Origin of the sequence: Pseudaestuariivita rosea (genome assembly GCF_017592335.1) — a bacterium.
GTDB lineage: Bacteria > Pseudomonadota > Alphaproteobacteria > Rhodobacterales > Rhodobacteraceae > Parasulfitobacter > Parasulfitobacter rosea.
Genome location: NZ_JACNMP010000008.1, coordinates 60,011 through 79,650, shown reverse-complemented (window position 1 = coordinate 79,650; position 19,640 = coordinate 60,011). Strand labels below are relative to the sequence as shown.

Here is a 19,640-nt window from a genome sequence, read left to right as displayed (position 1 = left end):
TTCGTGATCGATTTTGACCCGATCAGGTGATATCTGCGCGGATTGTCGCGTTTTTGGGGTCATATGGGCTGTCTTCTGCCACTTCGGCGTCCCAAAGCTGGTCAAACATCTTAACCTTCAGCTGTGTGCCAGGTGCGGCCAGATCCGGTGTGACATAGCCCATGCCGATGGATTTCCCGAAATGCACCGAATACCCGCCCGAGGTCAGGCGCCCAACGCGCGTGTCGCCATGATAAAGCGCCTCACGCCCCCAGGGGTCCGCATCCGATGGGCCATCAATCAGGAACGTCGCGCATTTGAAGCGCACGCCGGTGTCCAGCATCGCCTGCTTGCCGTGATAATCTTTCTCAAGATCAACAAACCGATCCAGCCCTGCCTCAAGCGGCGTCGCGTCACGGCCCAGTTCGGTGCCAAAGGCGCGATAGCTTTTTTCCTGCCGCAGCCAGTTTTGCGCCCGCGCGCCCACCAGCCTCAGGCCATGGGGCTCGCCCGCGACCATCAGCTGGTCCCACAGATAGTTCTGCATCTCAATCGGGTGGTGCAGTTCCCACCCCAACTCGCCCGTATAGGCCACCCGCACCGCACGCACCGGGCACATGCCCAGTTCGATGTTCCGCATGGACAGCCACGGAAAGCGCTTGTTGCTTAACACAGTTTCGGGGTCAGCATCCCTGACCAGGCTTTGCAGCACATCCCGCGACTTTGGCCCTGCAATGGCGAAGACGCCCCATTGGGTCGTCACGTCCTGTTCGTTGATGCGGCCGAACTCGGGTTCCTTATCCATGATCGCGTTATAAAGATAATCCTGATCATAGGCATGCCATGCGCCTGCGGAAATCAGGTAATAATCATCCTCGGCCACCCGCACGATGGTATATTCAGTGCGGGTCGTGCCATGGCTGGTCAGCACATAGGTCAGGTTGATCCGCCCGACCTTGGGCAGACGGTTGCAGGTGAACCAATCCAGAAACGCCGTCGCGCCCGGGCCGCTGATGCGATGTTTGGCAAAGGCGGTGGCATCGATCAGACCAACACCGCTGCGGATCGCTTTCGCCTCGTCCACAGCATATTGCCACCACCCGCCGCGGCGGAAACTGCGGCTGTCGTGGTCATTGAACCCGTCAGGTGCATAATAATTCGGCCGTTCCCATCCATTCACCTGCCCAAACTGAGCCCCCGCCGCTTTTTGCCGGTCATAGGCCGGGCTGGTGCGCAGGGGGCGGCAGGCCGGGCGTTCTTCGTCCGGGTGGTGCAGGATATAGACGTGTTCATACGCCTCTTCATTCTTGCGGGCGGCGTATTCGGTGGTCATCCAGGGCCCATAGCGCTTGGGATCAAGGCTGGCCATGTCGATCTCGGCCTCGCCCTCGACCATCAGCTGCGCCAGATAGTGCCCTGCCCCACCGGCCGCCGTGATGCCAAAGCTGAACCCCTCGGCCAGCCACATGTTCTGCAGCCCCGGCGCAGGCCCCAGCAAGGGGTTGCCGTCGGGTGTATAGCAGATCGGACCGTTATAGTCGTCCTTCAGCCCCACGGTTTCCGAAGACGGAATGCGGTGGATCATGCTCATGTATTCTTCTTCAATCCGCTCCAGATCCAGCGGGAACAGATCCGCGCGGAAGCTGTCCGGCACGGCATATTCAAACCGCGCAGGGGCATTGCGTTCATAAGGGCCCAAGATCCAGCCGCCGCGTTCTTCGCGCACGTACCACTTGGCGTCGGCGTCCCGCAGCACCGGGTGTTCGGGGTTCGACTTGCGCCACTCGACCAGCGCCGGATCGGGTTCGGTGACGATATATTGATGCTCAACCGGAATGGCCGGGATTTTCAGCCCCAACAACTGCGCCGTCCGCTGCGCATGGTTGCCGGTGGCCGTGACCACATGTTCGGCAGTGATAACCGTCTGCTCGTCCGAGGGCACAAGGTTGCCGCCCTTTTCCACCATCTTCGTGACCGTCACACGCCATTCAGACCCGGTCCAGTCATAGCCATCCACCTGCCACTTGCGTTCGATCACTGCGCCATGCTGCCGCGCGCCCTTGGCCATCGCCATGGTCACATCCGCGGGGTTTATATAGCCATCGGTCGGGTGATAAATCGCGCCTTTCAGGTCCTCGGTCCGGACCAGCGGATAGCGATCCTTGATCTGCGCAGGTGACAGCCATTCATATGGCACACCGCATGTTTCAGCCGTGGACGCATAAAGCATATATTCATCCATCCGCGCGTCGGTTTGGGCCATCCGCAGGTTGCCCACGACATAGAAGCCAGCGTTCAGGCCCGTTTCGGCCTCAAGCCCCTTATAGAATTTGATCGAATAGTCATGAATGTGGGTCGTCGCATAGGACATATTGAAATACGGCAAAAGCCCCGCCGCATGCCAGGTCGAACCGCTGGTCAGCTCATCCCGTTCCAGCAACATCGTGTCCCACCCTGCGCGGGCAAGGTGATAGGCAATCGAGGTCCCCACAGCGCCCCCACCGACAACCAGGGCTTTGACATGTGTTTTCATGGGCGCTCTCCGTCTTTTTGGATCAGTTTGGCGCAATCGTTCAAAACCTGCGCCGTTCTTCCGACGCATCAGACTGCAAAACCGACCATGATCTGGTTGTAGATCAGAAAGTTGCGCAGTATCAAACCGTCTGAATGACGTTTGGGAAGGCGTATGAGCCCCAGAATGCGTAACGCGGGATTGCCAATTCATCTTATTCGCCCGGTGGGCACCACCGGGCCGCGCCGACCCGCCCCCCAGGGCGGCGCGTTTGCGCCCCCCTCGGGCCGGCGCCGCCCTGCACGCTTCGTTGCGTCGGCTGTGTCAAAGATACAATGTCGATATCTATGAGGGTTTGTCGCCACATTGCTGATCTGCGCGCAACGGTGTCAGCCTTTCGCGCGGCCTCTGAAAGCGTCGCATTGGTCCCCACCATGGGGTTTCTGCACGCAGGGCATATGGCGCTGGTGGATCAGGCCAAGGAAAGCGCCGATCGCGTGGTCGTGACAATCTTTGTGAACCCCACTCAGTTTGGGCAAGCGGCTGATCTTGAGGCCTATCCCAGGGATGAAACCCGCGATCTGGACATGCTGCGCGCGGCGGGCGTGGACGCGGTGCTGATCCCCGAGGTCGCCGATGTCTATCCCGAGGGCGATGAAACCATTGTCGAAACCACGCGCATGGCCAATATGCTGCACGGGCAGGTCCGCCGCGGCCATTTTCGCGGGGTGACAACCGTTGTCGCGCGGCTGTTTAACATGGTGCAGCCTGATATCGCTGTGTTCGGCGAAAAGGACTATCAACAACTGCAGATCATCAAACGAATGGTCCGCGACCTGCATTTTCCGATCCGGATCATCGGCGTGCCAACGATGCGCGAAGCGGACGGCTTGGCGATGTCATCGCGCAACGTGCGCCTGTCAGACCCGGACCGCGCTGTGGCCACCGTTCTGTCGCGCGCTTTGGATGCGGCGGAAAACACTGATACTATAGAAGCCGCCGAAAAAACGATCCGCGACACCATCTCCGCTGAACCACGCGCCACACTCAAAGGTCTTGATATCGTCCACGCCGAAACGCTGGCCCCGCTATCAGGCCCCCTATCCCATCCCACCGCCATCATGCTGTCGGCCGAATTCGGCGGCATTCTGTTAATCGATCAAAGGGTCATCACACCATGAGCGTCCAGAACAAAATCCGCCGCAACACCGTTCCACAGATTGCCGCGCGCAAGGGGGGTGATCCGATTGTCTCGCTCACGTCCTATCACGCCCACACCGCAGCGATCGTCGATAAATATGCCGATTTCATCCTTGTAGGGGACAGTCTGGGTATGGTGATGCACGGAATGGAAACCACCGTGGGTGTGCCGCTGGACCTGATGATCATGCATGGCAAGGCCGTGGTGCGCGGCACGCAGAAAGCGCTGATTGTGGTCGACATGCCCTTTGGCACCTATGAGGAAAGCCCGAACATCGCCTTCCGCAACGCGGCCCGCGTCATGAAGGAAACCGGTTGCGGTGCGGTCAAGCTGGAAGGCGGCGAACGGATGGCTGAAACGATCCAATTCCTGACCGAACGCGGCATCCCGGTGATGGCGCACACCGGCCTGACCCCGCAATCCAGTCACGTGATGGGCGGGTTCAAGACCCAAGGCCGTCAGGAAGACACCTGGCCCGCCCACGAAGCCGACGCCAAAGCGGTGGCCGAAGCGGGTGCCTTTGCCGTCGTGCTGGAAGGCATGGTCGAACCCCTGGCCGCGAAAATCACCAAACAGATCGACATCCCCACCATCGGCATCGGCGCCAGTGCGGATTGCGACGGTCAGATCCTGGTGCTGGAGGATATGCTGGGCATGAACCCCTGGACCCCGAAATTCGTCAAGGTCTACGGCACCCTGGGCCCGATGATCGAAAAAGCCGTCAGCGACTACGCCGATGAGGTCAAATCGCGCAGCTTCCCCGGCGAAGACCAGGTCTATCGGTGATTTCGGACGTAACGTGACGCATCCATTTTAAGCAGATTTGGCCAGGCCATTCGAATTTTCTTGTGTGAACCGATGCGTTCAGCGCGACTCGTCACGTAATCACGCGACAAGGAAAATAAGGCATTTTCGCCAAATTTCCTGAACTCAAAGCGCTTTGAATTTTCAAAAGTTGCGCAAAACACGGGTAAGACTTCCTTTACCTTTCGTCAGCTATTGAATGACGCCGCGTTACAATTACCCTTAGGTCAAGAAAGCTTGTAAGAAACGCCTACGAGCCGCATTTGACCGGTCATTCAACAACACGCGAGAGAAATGATCATGACTGGTACAACTATGACTATTCGTGAAATGTGTGATGCGTTCCAAGTGACTCCTCGCACATTGCGGTTCTACGAAGCCAAGGAACTGCTGTTCCCGATCCGTGAGGGTCAGAAACGGCTGTTCACCCGGCGCGATCGCGCCCGCCTTAAGCTGATCCTGCGCGGCAAGCGCTTTGGTTTCAGCCTTGAGGAAATCCGCCAACTGCTGGATCTGTATGATCTGAACGATCAGCAGGCCACACAACTTATCAAAACTCAGGAGCTTGGCCAAAAGCACCTTGCAGACATGGAACGCCAGCGCAGTGAACTGGATCTGGCAATTCGTGACCTAAAGGAACAGCTGACATGGGTCGATGAAATGGTTAAATCGCTTCATAGCTCACAAGCCGCTGAGTAATCGTTAGTCTCAAGGGAGAGAGAGATGCCGCATTACACCGCCCCGACCAAAGACATGCAATTTGTTCTGCATGACGTTTTGCAAGTGTCGGAACAATCTACACCTGGTTACGCCGATCTGGACCGCGACTTCACAAGCGCGATCCTGGAAGAGGCCGGCAAGGTTTCGGTTGAGGTGCTGGCACCGCTTAATCCCGTAGGCGACGAAGAAGGCTGCCACCTGGAAAACGGCGTCGTGCGGACGCCCAAGGGGTTCAAGGCAGCCTATGACCAGATGGTCGAAGGGGGCTGGCTGGGTCTGGATGCAGATCCCGAATACGGTGGGCAGGGTATGCCTTTCGTGTTGGGGTCTGCTGTGGGTGAAATGTTCACCGCCTCGAACATGGCGTTCAACATGTATCAGGGCCTGACCCACGGTGCCTATTCCGCGATCCATGAACATGGGTCGGACCAACAAAAAGCAACCTACCTGCCCAAGATGATCGAAGGCACCTGGACAGGTACAATGAACCTGACCGAACCGCATTGCGGCACCGATCTGGGCCTGATCCGCACAAAGGCGGAACCTCAGGACGATGGCACCTATAAAATCTCGGGTCAGAAAATCTGGATTTCGGCCGGCGAACACGACCTGTCGGACAACATCATTCACCTTGTTCTGGCGAAAATTCCCGGCGGGCCCGACGGCGTTAAGGGTATCTCACTGTTCATCGTTCCGAAGTTCATGGTCAAGGAAGATGGCAGCCTGGGCGAACGCAACAGCCTGTCCTGTGGTGGTCTGGAAAAGAAAATGGGCATCCACGGCAACGCGACCTGTGTGATGAACTATGACGGCGCCACCGGCTTCCTGATTGGTGAAATGCACAAAGGCATGCGCGCGATGTTCACCATGATGAACGAAGCCCGCATCGGCGTTGGCCTGCAGGGCTATGCCCAAGGCGTGGTGGCCTATCAGAACGCGCTGGCCTTCGCGCAGGACCGACTGCAGGGTCGCGCGGTCACCGGGACCGAGGCACCTGACAAACCCGCCGATCCGATCATCGTCCACCCCGACGTGCGTCGGAACCTGATGGATCAGAAATCCTTCATCGAAGGTGCCCGTGCCTTTGCCCTGTGGGCCGCGACACTGATCGACAAAGCCAAGCGTGATGAGGATAAAGCAGCCGACGACCTGGTGTCGCTGCTGACCCCGATCGTCAAGGGCTTCCTGACCGATAAAGGCTTTGAAACCACCGTTCTGGCCCAACAAACCCTGGGCGGCAGCGGCTTTACCAAGGAATGGGGCCTGGAACAGTTCGTTCGCGATAGCCGGATCACCATGATCTACGAAGGTACAAACGGCGTGCAGTCGTTGGACCTGGTCGGGCGCAAATTGCCCATGAACGGCGGCCAGACCTTTATGGGCTTCTTTGAGCTGATCAAGGGCTTTATCAAAGAAAACGAAGCCAACGAAGACCTGAACAAAGCCTTCCTGGAACCGCTGAAGAAAGCGTCCAAGGACCTGCAGGCCGCTGGCATGTATTTCATGCAGAACGGGATGCAGAACCCGAACAATGCGCTGTCGGGCAGCTATGATTTCATGCACCTCTTCGGTCAGGTCTGCATGGGCTATGTCTGGTCGATGATGGCCAAGGCATCCTACACCGCGCTGGAAAACGGCACATCCGACACCGAGTTCCATGAAACCAAAATCGCCACGGGTAAATACTACATGGCCCGCCAGCTGCCCGTCACCGGCACCCATCTGGCCCGCATCGAAAGCGGCGCAGACACGGTCATGGCGCTGGATGCGGCGAACTTCTAAAGTCTAACCACTCACGTGATCAGCGGGCGTCCGAACTCTCGGGCGCCCGTTTTATTTTACGTGCATCGGCCTGAAGTTTTGAAGCATGGATACTAAAACGAAGAGGGCAGCGGCCGTCCGCGGGTGGGCGTGAAGCGCCCGCCCATGGGGGGCGGTCGGGCGCTGCCCGGTGGTGCCCACCGGGCGGGTTGGTTGAACAAAGCAATTTCATTTTAGGAAGATGAATCAGCCAAGCCCCAAAGCGGCCGCCAATTCCTCAGCTGAATAAACCTTCTGCCCCCCTTGTTCAGCCTGATGAATCAAATCCACCAGCTTTGCGTTCAGCGGTGCGGTTTGCCCAGTCTTGGCGGCCAGATCGACGATTTCCTGGTTGATCACCTCAATCTCGGTCTTGCGCCCATCGCGCAGGTCTACGGCCATGGACGTCATGCTGTCGCGGTCCAGCTTCTGAATACGCAAAGCAAGTCCAAACAGAAAATCAGGGCTGCGCAGCAGGCGGATGATCAGACCGGGCGACATTGGCCCGACCTTTTCGTGGTGGATACCCGCGGCACGATAAACGGTCAGGGTTTCTTCCAAGACAGCCGCATAAATGCGACGAAAGCCGCGGTCAGACATCTGCTGATAAAGCGTCACTCCCGACAGCGCATTAACAGGATTATTCAAATTTAACAATAGCTTGCCGTATTGAATGGATGTTATATCGATCACAGGATCAACCGGCGCTCCGCTATCTTGAACCTGACGCGCCAGCGCGGCTGTCTCGGGGCTGCGCTGCACGACAACCTGGCCCAGACTTGACCGATGCAGGTGATTGCCCGACTTCCAAACCACGTTGAACGGCACCATCCCAGCCAAAACGCAGCGTTCCGGCAGTTCACGCGCCAGTGTGGCCGCGGGTCTGACGCCGTTCAGCAAACTCAATACCGGCGTCATTTCCCCGGCATGGGCCGTGATTTCAGCAATCGCAGTCGGCAACCCATGGGACTTGATCGCCAGAACGATCAGATCCGCCTGCCCCAGAACGGCCGGATCGGTGGCCAACTGATATCGATCAGGCGCGACAGATATCTGCCCCGCGTCACTGCCCAGAACCAATCCGCCCGACAGCGCGTCCAGCTTGCCCGCGCGGCCCAACAGCGTGACATCAGCACCAGCGGCGGCCCAATGCCCGCCCACGAAACACCCAATGCTGCCGGCCCCCAATATGACGATTTTTTGCAATGTCATCCGCCCTGCCCCTTTTGTCCGCTTGAAGAATGCCCCGCAGTGCGTTCAAATACCAGCACATATCCAGGAGCCACCCCATGACCATAAAACTGCACTGTTTCGGCGAAAGCGGCCATTCCTACAAGGTTGCGCTGGCATTGACCCTGGCCAAACTGGATTGGCAGCCCGTCTTTGTTGATTTCTTCAACGGCGAAAACCGCACGCCCGACTATCTGGCCCTGAACCCCATGGGCGAAGCGCCTGTGATGGTCGACGGTGATGTCACGTTGACACAATCTGGTGTGATATTGGATTATCTGTCGGAAAAGACGGGGCTTTTCGGGCTGCATGATCCTGCCATCCGGCGGGATGTTCTGAAATGGGTGCTGTGGGACAATCACAAAATGTCGTCAAACATCGGCGTCCTGCGCTTTCTGAAAAACTTTCTGCCAGCGGACAAACGCCCCGCTGAGACGATCGCCTTTCTAGAAGGCCGCCAACGTGTCGCGTTCAAAATCCTCAACACCGCCCTGCAGGATCAGCCATGGTTGGTGGGCGATACCATCACCGCGGCTGACCTAAGCTGCTGCAGCTATCTGTATTATCCCGAAGACATGGGCTTTGATCGCAAAGACTGGCCCCATATCGACGCCTGGCTGACCCGTATCTCAGACCTGCCCGATTGGGCACCGCCTTATGATTTGATGCCACGGGCATTAAAAGCAGCCTAACGTCAGCTTGCCGTAAGGTCGTTCTGGTCTGAATGGGGCACCACCCACAGACAGAGGATCAGATATGACACATATCCAGCAAGCAACGGCGGGCAGTATCGCGAAAACGCCCGCGCCCACAGTGGACAAGGCTGATTTTGGCACTGCCTTGGCCCAGCAAAGCACCCAGGCGCCCGCCGTCGCAAACCGTTTCACACGGCCCGACCCCTTGGGCCCCAATGAGATCCGCTTTTCTGTTTCGCAATCCGTCCGAAACAACGACACCGTGACGGCGGCTGATATCACCTCGACCTCAGACCCCCAGACCCGTGAAAAGATCGCCACGCTGCGCAACCAGATCACTGAAAACGGCGGCTTGAACCAAGCCATTGCCAACAGCGTCGAAGGCGATCCTAAGATCGACTGGTCTGATGTGTTGGACCCTGGCATCTATGCTGTGACGGCGGCGATCAACCTGGGGCCAGCGACGGGTCTGGCCGATCACCGACACTTTATCCGTATTCCGGCCGATGGCTCGCCCGCGCAGATCATCAATGCGGGGCCGTCCAGTGACCCGGATGTGAACGGCGTCGATCAGACCAAGCTGAATGTCCAGGTCATGAGCTTGGGTGACTTTCTGAAAAGCTACAGCATCGGCGGACAGTGGAACCTGTTTAAGGCTCAGAACGGAGCCCAGGTGAATGAAGGCGCGCGATGGGCCGACATGCAGGACGCTGCACGTGAAATCGGCGCGGCCGACCTGAACTATAACTTCAGATCGCAGAATTCGAACAGTGTCGCAGGCACCGTCGCCGAAGCGGGTGATCTGAACGTTAACTATCTTGGGCCTGCACCGATTGGGTGGGGTAATAATCTGCGGGACGAAATCAACGGCGGACCCCAGCCTGATAGTGAAGATGGTAATTTCCGATCCCCGTCAAGCTGAACCGAATGCCGTGGCCCCTTCCTTTCGGAGGGGGCTTTGATCATCTGCGACAGTTCAGCGGGCCAGCAGATCCATGCGGGATATCGCGAAATGATCTTTTAGAACGCGGTCGATGTCCTGATTGCTCAGATCCCCGGTTCGTCCAGAAAAGCCCGGATTGCAGTCGTTGTGATCATGAATGGCGCGAATAAAGCTGGGGGGGTCGCAGTCTGAAAACACATTAAAAAACTGCCCTAAGATCCTGTGATTGCGGCGATAAATATTATCCGTGTAGTCAACGGGCGCCAATAATGCTGTACCGACAGACAAGGGCGTCTTTTCCGTGGCGCTGAACAGATTGGGCGGTGTGCTGCGATAATCGACATATAGCCCGTGCTGAAAAGATATCGCCGTGGGCCGTGTCACGGCCAGATGACCCGCCAGATCATCGCAGGTGCGTCGAAGCCGTTCGATAAACCGCATGTCCACCGCGTCGTCGTCGTCCAACCGAAACGTCGTGCGATGCGTAAAGCCATCGCGGCTGATCTCGGCAAAAGCGGATTTGATCGCGTTATAGTGTTTGCGCGGCGCGTAGCGGATGATCTTGATCCAGTCATAGCCCGCCACCAGATCATTCAGACGGCTGCTATAGGCGTGCGGCAGGTCGCGACCGGTCAGGATCAGCACTGTCATATCCTGGTCAGTCTGCTTGATCAGGCTGGGTAAGGTCAGACGTTCGAACAGGCGGAAACGCTGTTCAAGACGGTTCGGGTCATAAAGATAAGCCCTTGTTTTTTCATCGCTATCCTGGCTTTGCTTAAAGCCGCCGATCGATGGATAGGAAAAACGGATCAGTCCGACGATCTGGTTTTTAACGGGCTGTCCCACCATAATCCCCTATCCAAGTCACCCCACTGTTATAGGACGCATCCGGGCAACAAAAAAGGCCCGCATGATGCGGGCCTTTTCTATTCGTTTGAACCGTTTAGCGACTTTCGGGCGTATCGATCATTTCGCCCTCGGCCTCATTGCTGCCAAAAACATCTTCGGCCGATGTTGTGGGGGCCGCCAGGGCCGCAGCGGCTTCGGCCTCTTCCCGGCGGGCTTCCAACACGACATTGTCACGCTCTTGCGCGATGCGGCGCATGCGCTGTGTCGCACCACCGGTTCCCGCAGGGATCAGACGCCCGACAATCACGTTTTCCTTCAGGCCGACCAGCTTGTCTCTCTTGCCCTGCACCGAAGCCTCGGTCAGAACGCGGGTCGTTTCCTGGAAGGACGCAGCCGAGATGAACGACCGTGTCTGCAGCGATGCCTTGGTGATACCAAGCAGGATCGGTTCGCCCTGCGCCGGACGCCCGCCTTTGGCCAGCGCCTTGTCATTGGCGGCATCGAATTCCTGCTTGTCGACGTGTTCACCTTTCAGCAACGTGGTGTCACCGCTTTCGCTGATTTCCCACTTTTGCAGCATCTGGCGCACGATCACTTCGATATGCTTATCGTTGATCTTCACGCCCTGCAGACGGTAAACATCCTGAACCTCGTCAATCATGTAGTCGGCCAGGGCCTCAATCCCCATGATCGACAGGATGTCATGCGGCGCCGGGTTGCCGTCCATGATGTAGTCGCCCTTCTGAACGAAGTCACCTTCCTGAACAGGAATGTGCTTGCCCTTGGGCACCATGTATTCGACGGGCTCTAGGCTTTCGTCCGCAGGTTCGATGCTGATGCGACGCTTGTTCTTGTAGTCGCGGCCAAAGCGCACGTAACCATCGATTTCGGCGATGATCGCGTGATCTTTCGGACGACGGGCTTCGAACAGTTCCGCCACGCGGGGCAGACCACCGGTGATGTCTTTCGTTTTCGCACCTTCCCGCGGGATACGCGCGACGACGTCACCGGCCTTGATGTCTTGACCGTCTTCGACTGACAGGATCGCGTCAACCGACATCGGATAGGTCACAGGGTTGCCCTGTTCGTTCCGCACCGGTTCGCCATCGCTGCCCACGATGATAATCTCGGGCTTCAGTTCGTTGCCCTTTGGGGCTGCGCGCCAGTCTGACACGATCTTCTGTGTCATGCCCGTTGCATCATCAGTTTCATCACGAACAGCAATCCCGCTGACCAGATCAACATAGCGTACCATACCCGCCTTTTCAGCGATGATCGGCAGGGTATAGGGATCCCATTCGAACAGTTTATCCCCACGATTGACCTTGGCACCGTCTTTGATCAACAGCTTCGAACCATAGCCCAGCTTGTGGCTGGCACGTTCTTCGCCGTTATCGTCAATGATGGCGATCTGCATGTTGCGGCCCATGACGATCTGTTCGCCACCGGCGTTTTCCAGCACATTCGCGTTGCGGAATTCGACCTTACCAGCCTGGCTGGCTTCCAGGAACGACTGTTGACCACCCTGCGCGATGCCGCCGATGTGGAAGGTCCGCATCGTCAGCTGCGTGCCGGGTTCACCGATGGACTGCGCGGCGATGATACCGACGGCCTCGCCCTGGTTGACAAGCGTACCGCGGGCCAGGTCACGACCGTAACACATCGCACAGACGCCCTCTTCGCTTTCGCAGGTCAAGGGCGACCGGATGCGGACATTGGCCAGACCTGCGGCCTCGATCGCATCGGCTTTGCGTTCGTCGATCAGTTCGTTCTTCGACACCAGCACTTCGTCCGTGCCGGGTTTCAGAACGTCATCGGCGGCCACACGACCCAGAATGCGTTCGGACAGCGACGACACGATCTCACCATCGTTCACGGCGGCTTCGGCCGTGATGGCGTTTTCAGTGCCACAGTCGTGTTCGCGCACGATACAATCCTGTGCCACGTCCACCAGACGACGGGTCAGATAGCCCGAGTTCGCAGTCTTCAACGCCGTATCCGCCAGACCCTTACGGGCCCCGTGGGTCGAGTTGAAGTATTCCAGAACGGTCAGACCTTCCTTAAAGTTCGAGATAATCGGCGTTTCGATAATCTCACCGGATGGTTTGGCCATCAGACCGCGCATCCCGCCCAACTGCTTCATCTGAGCGGGCGAACCACGGGCCTTGGAATGGGCCATCATGAAGACCGAGTTCGGTTCCTGTTCGACACCATCCTCAACCCGCATCGCGCTGATATCGGACATCATCGAATCCGCCACCTGATCTGAACACTTCGACCAGGCATCGATCACCTTGTTGTATTTTTCGCCCTGAGTGATCAGGCCGTCCATATACTGCTGTTCGAACTCTTTGACCTGGTCGCGCACGCCATCGACGATGTCCCACTTGTTGTCGGGGATCACCATGTCGTCTTTACCAAAGCTGATGCCAGCCTTGAACGCCTCGCGGAAGCCCATGGTCATGATCTGGTCACAGAAGATCACCGACTCTTTCTGACCGCAGTAACGATAGACTGTGTCGATCACCTGCTGCACTTCGCCTTTTTTCAGCAGACGGTTGACCAGATCAAACGGTGCCTTGGCGTTCAGCGGCAGCAGCGCCCCCAGTCGGACACGGCCGGGGGTGGTTTCGAACCGTTTGTAGACCTCGTTGCCTTCGTCATCGATCTGCTTGATACGCGCGATGATCTTAGAGTGCAGATGCACCTCGCCCGCGTCCAGGGCGTGCTGAACTTCGTCAACGCTGGCAAAGGCCATGCCTTCGCCCTTCATGCCCTTACGTTCCAGGGTCACATAGTAAAGACCCAGGATCATATCCTGCGACGGCACGATGATCGGCGCACCGTTGGCAGGCGACAGAACGTTGTTCGTCGACATCATCAACACGCGCGCTTCCAACTGGGCTTCCAGCGAAAGCGGCACGTGCACCGCCATCTGATCGCCGTCAAAGTCGGCGTTAAAGGCCGAACATACCAGTGGGTGCAGCTGGATCGCCTTGCCTTCGATCAGCACAGGTTCAAACGCCTGAATACCCAAACGGTGCAGCGTAGGCGCACGGTTCAGCATCACGGGGTGTTCGCGGATGACCTCGTCCAGAATATCCCAGACCTCGGGACGTTCCTTTTCGACCAGCTTCTTGGCCTGTTTGACGGTGGACGATAGCCCCTTCGCCTCAAGCCGCGAATAGATGAACGGCTTGAACAGCTCCAACGCCATTTTCTTGGGTAAGCCGCATTGATGCAGCTTCAGTTCCGGCCCGGTCACAATGACCGAACGGCCCGAGAAGTCGACGCGTTTCCCCAGAAGGTTCTGACGGAAGCGGCCCTGCTTGCCCTTCAACATGTCTGACAGCGATTTCAGCGGGCGTTTGTTGGCCCCCGTGATCACGCGGCCGCGACGGCCGTTGTCGAACAGCGCATCCACAGATTCCTGCAGCATCCGCTTTTCGTTCCGCACGATGATATCAGGCGCGCGCAGTTCGATCAGACGCTTCAGACGGTTGTTCCGGTTGATCACACGACGATACAAATCGTTCAGATCCGACGTCGCAAAGCGGCCACCATCCAGCGGCACCAGCGGGCGCAGTTCCGGCGGGATCACAGGCACGACGGTCAGGATCATCCATTCCGGGCGGTTGCCGGATTCGATGAAGCTTTCGACGATTTTCAGACGCTTGATGATCTTTTTCGGCTTCAGTTCACCCGTTGCCTCTTTCAGATCGGCGCGCAGCTGTTCGGCCTCGGCCTCAAGATCAATCGCCTGCAGCATCTCGCGGATCGCCTCGGCGCCGATGTTGGCGGTAAAGGCGTCCATGCCATAGGCGTCCTGAGCGTCCATGAACTCTTCTTCGGTCATCAGCTGACCGTAGGTCAGATCGGTCAGACCGGGTTCGATCACCACGTAGTTTTCGAAATAAAGGATCCGTTCCAGATCGCGCAGCGTCATATCCAGCATCAGGCCGATGCGGCTTGGCAGCGACTTCAGAAACCAGATGTGGGCCACGGGCGCGGCCAGTTCGATGTGGCCCATCCGTTCACGGCGCACCTTTTGCAGAGTCACCTCAACCCCACATTTTTCGCAGACAACGCCGCGATACTTCATGCGCTTATATTTACCGCACAGACATTCATAGTCCTTGATCGGCCCAAAAATCCGCGCACAGAACAGACCGTCGCGTTCAGGCTTGAACGTCCGGTAGTTGATGGTCTCGGGCTTTTTGATTTCGCCATAAGACCACGACAGGATTCGCTCGGGCGACGCCAGAGAGACCTTGATTTCGTCGAACACCTTTGGGGGCGTCAACGGGTTGAACGGGTTGTTTGTCAGTTCCTGGTTCATTCGGAAACCTCTCTAAGTTCGGGGCAAACGTAGAACGTCGCACGCCGGTAGATATTTTCAGACATTGGCCCGCCCTCAGTTGTGGCTCTCCACAGAACGTCACGCGGCGGAGGGGCAATTTCCTGCCTCTCCGATGAATAGCTGCAGGCTGATAACCTGTGTGGTGAACTGGTATCCCATTCCGCATAGATCAGGGAGTTGTCGCGAGTGTCCACGAAATCCATACCACCAATAGGATCGCAACCCGCCAATATCGGTGCTGCGACGCCTAAGGAAATCATGCGTTTGCCCACTGTCATTCGGCTGGAATCCCGCCGTCGTCCTCCTCCGCATCCAGAAGCTCCATGTTCAGGCCAAGGCCGCGGACTTCTTTCACAAGCACGTTGAACGACTCGGGCACGCCAGCCTCAAAGTTGTCTTCGCCCTTCACGATGGACTCGTACACTTTGGTCCGCCCTGCCACGTCGTCCGACTTCACAGTCAGCATTTCCTGCAGGGTATAGGCCGCGCCGTATGCTTCCAGCGCCCAGACCTCCATTTCCCCGAAACGCTGGCCACCGAACTGGGCTTTACCGCCCAACGGTTGCTGCGTCACAAGGCTGTATGGCCCGGTGGAGCGCGCATGGATCTTGTCGTCCACCAGGTGGTGCAGTTTCAGCAGGTACTTGATGCCCACCGTCACAGGCCGCGCGAATTGTTCGCCCGTCCGACCATCAAACAGCACCGACTGACCGCTTTCGCTAAAGCCCGCACGCACCAGCGCGTCATTCACGTCGGCTTCCTTGGCACCGTCGAAAACAGGCGTTGCGATCGGAACACCGCGGGTCACATTGCCCGCAGCCTCGACCAGCGTGTCTTCATCCATGCCCTGGATGCCTTCGTCGTAGACGTCATCGCCATAGGCAATCTTCAACGCATCCCGCACAGGTGTCAGATCACCGGACCGGCGATATTCCCCAAGCGCTTCGTCGATGTGAATACCCAGACCACGTGCGGCCCAACCCATGTGGGTTTCCAGGATCTGACCGACGTTCATCCGTGACGGCACCCCAAGCGGGTTCAGCACGAAATCAACGGGCGTACCGTCTGCAAGGAACGGCATATCCTCCATCGGGACCACCTTGGAAATCACACCCTTGTTGCCGTGACGACCGGCCATCTTGTCACCAGGCTGCAGCTTGCGCTTCACAGCCACGAAGACCTTGACCATCTTCATCACACCGGGGGGCAGATCATCGCCGCGGCGGACCTTTTCGACTTTATCCTCGAACCGGGCATCAAGGGCGCGTTTCTGCACCTCATACTGCTCGTTCAGGGCCTCGACCTGGCTGGCGTCTTTTTCATCGCCCAAGGCCAACTGCCACCACTGGCCACGGCTGAGCGTTTCCAGCAGATCTTCGGTGATTTCCGAATTCGGCTTCACGCCCTTCGGACCCTTCACCGCGGTCTTGCCCAGGATCATGCCTTTGAGACGGGCATAGATATTCCGATCCAGGATCGCCAGCTCGTCATCGCGGTCACGGGCCAGGCGTTCGACCTCTTCGCGTTCTATCTGCAGGGCACGTTCGTCTTTTTCCACGCCGTGGCGGTTAAAGACGCGCACCTCAACAACCGTCCCGTAGTCACCGGGCGGCAGACGCAGGGATGTGTCGCGCACGTCGCTGGCCTTTTCGCCAAAGATCGCACGCAGCAGCTTTTCTTCCGGCGTCATCGGGCTTTCGCCCTTGGGTGTGATTTTACCCACCAGAATATCCGCTGGCCCGACCTCGGCCCCGATATAGACGATGCCCGCCTCATCCAGGTTCCGCAGGGCCTCTTCGCCGACGTTCGGAATATCGCGGGTGATTTCCTCAGGCCCCAGTTTCGTGTCACGAGCGGCGACTTCGAATTCCTCGATATGGACGCTGGTGAAGACGTCATCGCGCACGATACGTTCCGAAATCAGGATCGAGTCTTCGTAGTTGTAGCCATTCCAGGGCATAAACGCGACGACCACGTTCTTGCCAAGCGCCAGTTCCCCCATATCGGTGGACGGACCATCGGCAATCACTTCGCCTTTCTGAACCGTATCACCCACCTTCACCAGCGGACGCTGGTTGATGCAGGTGTTCTGGTTCGACCGCTGGAATTTGCGCATGCGGTAAATATCAACGCCCGCATCGCCCAGCTCCAGATCAGCAGTGGCACGCACAACGATCCGGGTGGCGTCCACCTGGTCGATGATCCCTGCCCGCTTGGCCATGATGGCGGCGCCAGAGTCGCGCGCAACGACTTCTTCGATACCGGTGCCGACCAGCGGGGCTTCCGCCTGCAGCAATGGAACGGCCTGACGTTGCATGTTTGACCCCATCAGCGCCCGGTTCGCATCGTCGTTTTCCAGGAACGGAATAAGCGAGGCCGCAACCGACACCAGCTGTTTCGGCGACACGTCGATCAGATCGACATTTTCATTGGGCGCCAAGGTGTATTCGCCCGACTGACGGGTCGACACCAGATCATTCACAAACTTGCCACTTTCGTCCAGGTTCGCGTTGGCCTGCGCCACGGTGTGGCGCATTTCTTCGGTCGCGGACATATAGTGCACTTCGTCTGTCACCTGACCGTTTTCAACCTTGCGGTAAGGCGTTTCGATAAAGCCGTATTTGTTCACCCGCGCGAAAGTCGCAAGACTGTTGATCAGACCGATGTTCGGACCTTCGGGCGTTTCAATCGGGCACATGCGGCCGTAGTGGGTCGGGTGCACGTCGCGCACCTCAAAGCCCGCGCGTTCACGGGTCAGACCGCCTGGCCCAAGCGCGGACAGACGGCGTTTATGGGTGACCTCGGATAGCGGATTCGTTTGGTCCATGAACTGCGACAGCTGAGATGAGCCAAAGAATTCACGCACAGCCGCTGCGGCAGGCTTCGCATTGATCAGATCCTGCGGCATCACCGTGTCGATTTCGACCGACGACATGCGTTCCTTGATCGCGCGTTCCATCCGCAACAGACCCACGCGATACTGGTTTTCCATCAACTCGCCAACGGACCGCACCCGGCGGTTTCCAAGGTGGTCGATATCGTCGATATCACCGCGCCCGTCGCGCAGATCAACCAGAGCCTTGACACAGGCCACGATGTCTTCCTTGCGCAGGGTGCGCACGGTGTCTTCGGCATCCAGCGCCAGACGCATGTTCATCTTGACGCGACCCACGGCTGACAGATCATAACGCTCACTGTCAAAGAACAGGCTGTCGAACAAGGTGCTGGCCGCATCCACGGTGGGCGGCTCGCCCGGACGCATGACGCGATAGATATCCATCAGCGCCGTGTCGCGGTTCATGTTCTTGTCGTTGGCCATGGTGTTGCGCATGTAGGGGCCGACGGTAATGTTATCGATATCCAGAACCGGAATGTCGGTGATGCCCGCATCCATCAGCTCTTTCAGCGTACCACCGGTGACGTCGCCGTCTTTGTCGGTTTCCCAGGTCAGCTCATCCCCGGCTTCGACATAAATCGCGCCGTTTTCTTCGTTGATGATATCCCTGGCCGCAAACTTGCCGACGATATAGTCAAAAGGCACCAGCAATTCGGTGACCTTGCCGTCGTCGATCAGCTTTTTGACCGCACGTGGCGTAACCTTCTTACCGGCCTCGGCAATCACCTCACCCGTCTTGGCATCCACCAGATCAAACGTCGGCCGCGTCCCGCGCACACGTTCAGGGAAGAACTTGGTAATCCAGCCCTTGTTCTTCTTATATTTATAGTCGATCGTATCATAATAGGCATCCATGATGCCTTCCTGATCCAGACCCAAAGCATAAAGCAGCGTCGTCACGGGCAGTTTGCGGCGGCGGTCAATGCGGGCGAAAACCAGATCCTTGGCGTCGAATTCAAAATCCAGCCAGCTGCCGCGATATGGGATAATACGGCAGGTAAACAGCAGTTTGCCCGAGCTGTGCGTTTTGCCTTTGTCGTGGTCAAAGAACACGCCGGGTGACCGGTGCATCTGAGATACGATCACCCGTTCGGTCCCGTTCACGATGAACGTGCCGTTGGGTGTCATCAGGGGCATATCGCCCATGAACACATCCTGTTCCTTGATATCCTTGACCGATTTCGCGCCGGTGTCTTCGTCAACATCAAACACGATCAGCCGCAGCGTCACCTTCAACGGCGCGCTGTAAGTCATGTCACGTTGCTGACATTCCTCAACATCGTATTTCGGCTTTTCCAGTTCGTATTTCACAAACTCAAGAACCGCCGTTTCGTTGAAATCCTTGATCGGGAAAACCGATTGGAAAACACCTTTGATCCCCTCGCCGTCAAGCGGTTCAAGCTGATCGCCGGATTTCAGAAACAGATCGTAAGAGCTTTTCTGAACCTCGATCAGGTTCGGCATTTCCAGAACTTCGCGGATTTTTCCGTAGTATTTGCGCAAGCGTTTTTGGCCAAGGAAGGACTGAGCCATGTGTGATAACACCTTTCGTTTCTCATCGGATCGCATCCGCCGTCGGGCCCCGGCGATGCACCCAGTTGAGACAGGGGGTTCAGATCTATTCCTGGCGACCGTCCCACCGGGCGCCTCC

11 protein-coding genes are annotated in these 19,640 nt (G+C 57.6%); 6 read left to right on the top strand and 5 right to left on the bottom strand.

The genetic code is table 11. The annotated features are described in order from the left end of the window. Nucleotides 1–22 precede the first annotated feature (22 nt). Entirely contained in the window at nucleotides 23–2,512 is a 2,490-nt protein-coding gene (locus tag H7848_RS07750; RefSeq protein WP_208349722.1) for a GcvT family protein, read from the bottom strand. 326 nt (nucleotides 2,513–2,838) lie between these two features. Between H7848_RS07750 and panC the strand changes: the two genes are divergently transcribed. The 4 genes from panC (at nucleotide 2,839) to H7848_RS07730 (ending at nucleotide 6,998) form a co-directional block, all read left to right on the top strand. Continuing rightward, nucleotides 2,839–3,672, top strand: coding sequence for a pantoate--beta-alanine ligase (gene panC, locus H7848_RS07745; RefSeq protein WP_208349721.1), 834 nt, complete (start codon nucleotides 2,839–2,841; stop codon nucleotides 3,670–3,672). Further along, nucleotides 3,669–4,478 (top strand): 3-methyl-2-oxobutanoate hydroxymethyltransferase, encoded by an 810-nt coding sequence (gene panB, locus H7848_RS07740; RefSeq protein WP_208349718.1) that lies wholly within the window; start codon nucleotides 3,669–3,671, stop codon nucleotides 4,476–4,478. Before panC ends, panB begins: the two co-directional genes overlap by 4 nt. A 312-nt stretch (nucleotides 4,479–4,790) precedes the next feature. Beyond that, on the top strand, nucleotides 4,791–5,195 hold the full coding sequence (locus H7848_RS07735; protein ID WP_419555499.1) for a MerR family transcriptional regulator: 405 nt from the start codon (nucleotides 4,791–4,793) through the stop codon (nucleotides 5,193–5,195). 24 nt (nucleotides 5,196–5,219) lie between these two features. Continuing rightward, on the top strand, nucleotides 5,220–6,998 hold the full coding sequence (locus H7848_RS07730; RefSeq protein ID WP_208349706.1) for an acyl-CoA dehydrogenase C-terminal domain-containing protein: 1,779 nt from the start codon (nucleotides 5,220–5,222) through the stop codon (nucleotides 6,996–6,998). Between the two features lie 225 nt (nucleotides 6,999–7,223). On the opposite strand, the gene H7848_RS07725 is transcribed toward H7848_RS07730, so the two are convergent. Then, nucleotides 7,224–8,228 (bottom strand): 2-dehydropantoate 2-reductase, encoded by a 1,005-nt coding sequence (locus tag H7848_RS07725; RefSeq protein WP_208349703.1) that lies wholly within the window; start codon nucleotides 8,226–8,228, stop codon nucleotides 7,224–7,226. A gap of 77 nt (nucleotides 8,229–8,305) precedes the next feature. Between H7848_RS07725 and H7848_RS07720 the strand changes: the two genes are divergently transcribed. Both H7848_RS07720 and H7848_RS07715 read left to right on the top strand, forming a co-directional pair. After that, nucleotides 8,306–8,938, top strand: coding sequence for a glutathione S-transferase family protein (locus H7848_RS07720; protein ID WP_208349699.1), 633 nt, complete (start codon nucleotides 8,306–8,308; stop codon nucleotides 8,936–8,938). A 64-nt stretch (nucleotides 8,939–9,002) separates the two neighbouring features. Next, nucleotides 9,003–9,863 carry a hypothetical protein gene (locus H7848_RS07715; protein WP_208349698.1) on the top strand — a complete coding sequence of 287 codons (861 nt, stop codon included), beginning with the start codon at nucleotides 9,003–9,005 and terminating at the stop codon, nucleotides 9,861–9,863. Nucleotides 9,864–9,917: 54 nt separating this feature from the next. On the opposite strand, the gene H7848_RS07710 is transcribed toward H7848_RS07715, so the two are convergent. The 3 genes from H7848_RS07710 to rpoB all read right to left on the bottom strand — a co-directional run bounded on the left by H7848_RS07710 (nucleotide 9,918) and on the right by rpoB (nucleotide 19,522). Then, entirely contained in the window at nucleotides 9,918–10,730 is an 813-nt protein-coding gene (locus tag H7848_RS07710; protein ID WP_208349697.1) for a glycosyltransferase, read from the bottom strand. Nucleotides 10,731–10,827: 97 nt separating this feature from the next. Continuing rightward, complete coding sequence (rpoC, locus tag H7848_RS07705) at nucleotides 10,828–15,072, bottom strand: DNA-directed RNA polymerase subunit beta' (protein WP_208349696.1); 4,245 nt, start codon at nucleotides 15,070–15,072, stop codon at nucleotides 10,828–10,830. 295 nt (nucleotides 15,073–15,367) lie between these two features. Further along, on the bottom strand, nucleotides 15,368–19,522 hold the full coding sequence (gene rpoB, locus H7848_RS07700) for a DNA-directed RNA polymerase subunit beta (protein ID WP_208349695.1): 4,155 nt from the start codon (nucleotides 19,520–19,522) through the stop codon (nucleotides 15,368–15,370). Nucleotides 19,523–19,640: the final 118 nt, after the last annotated feature.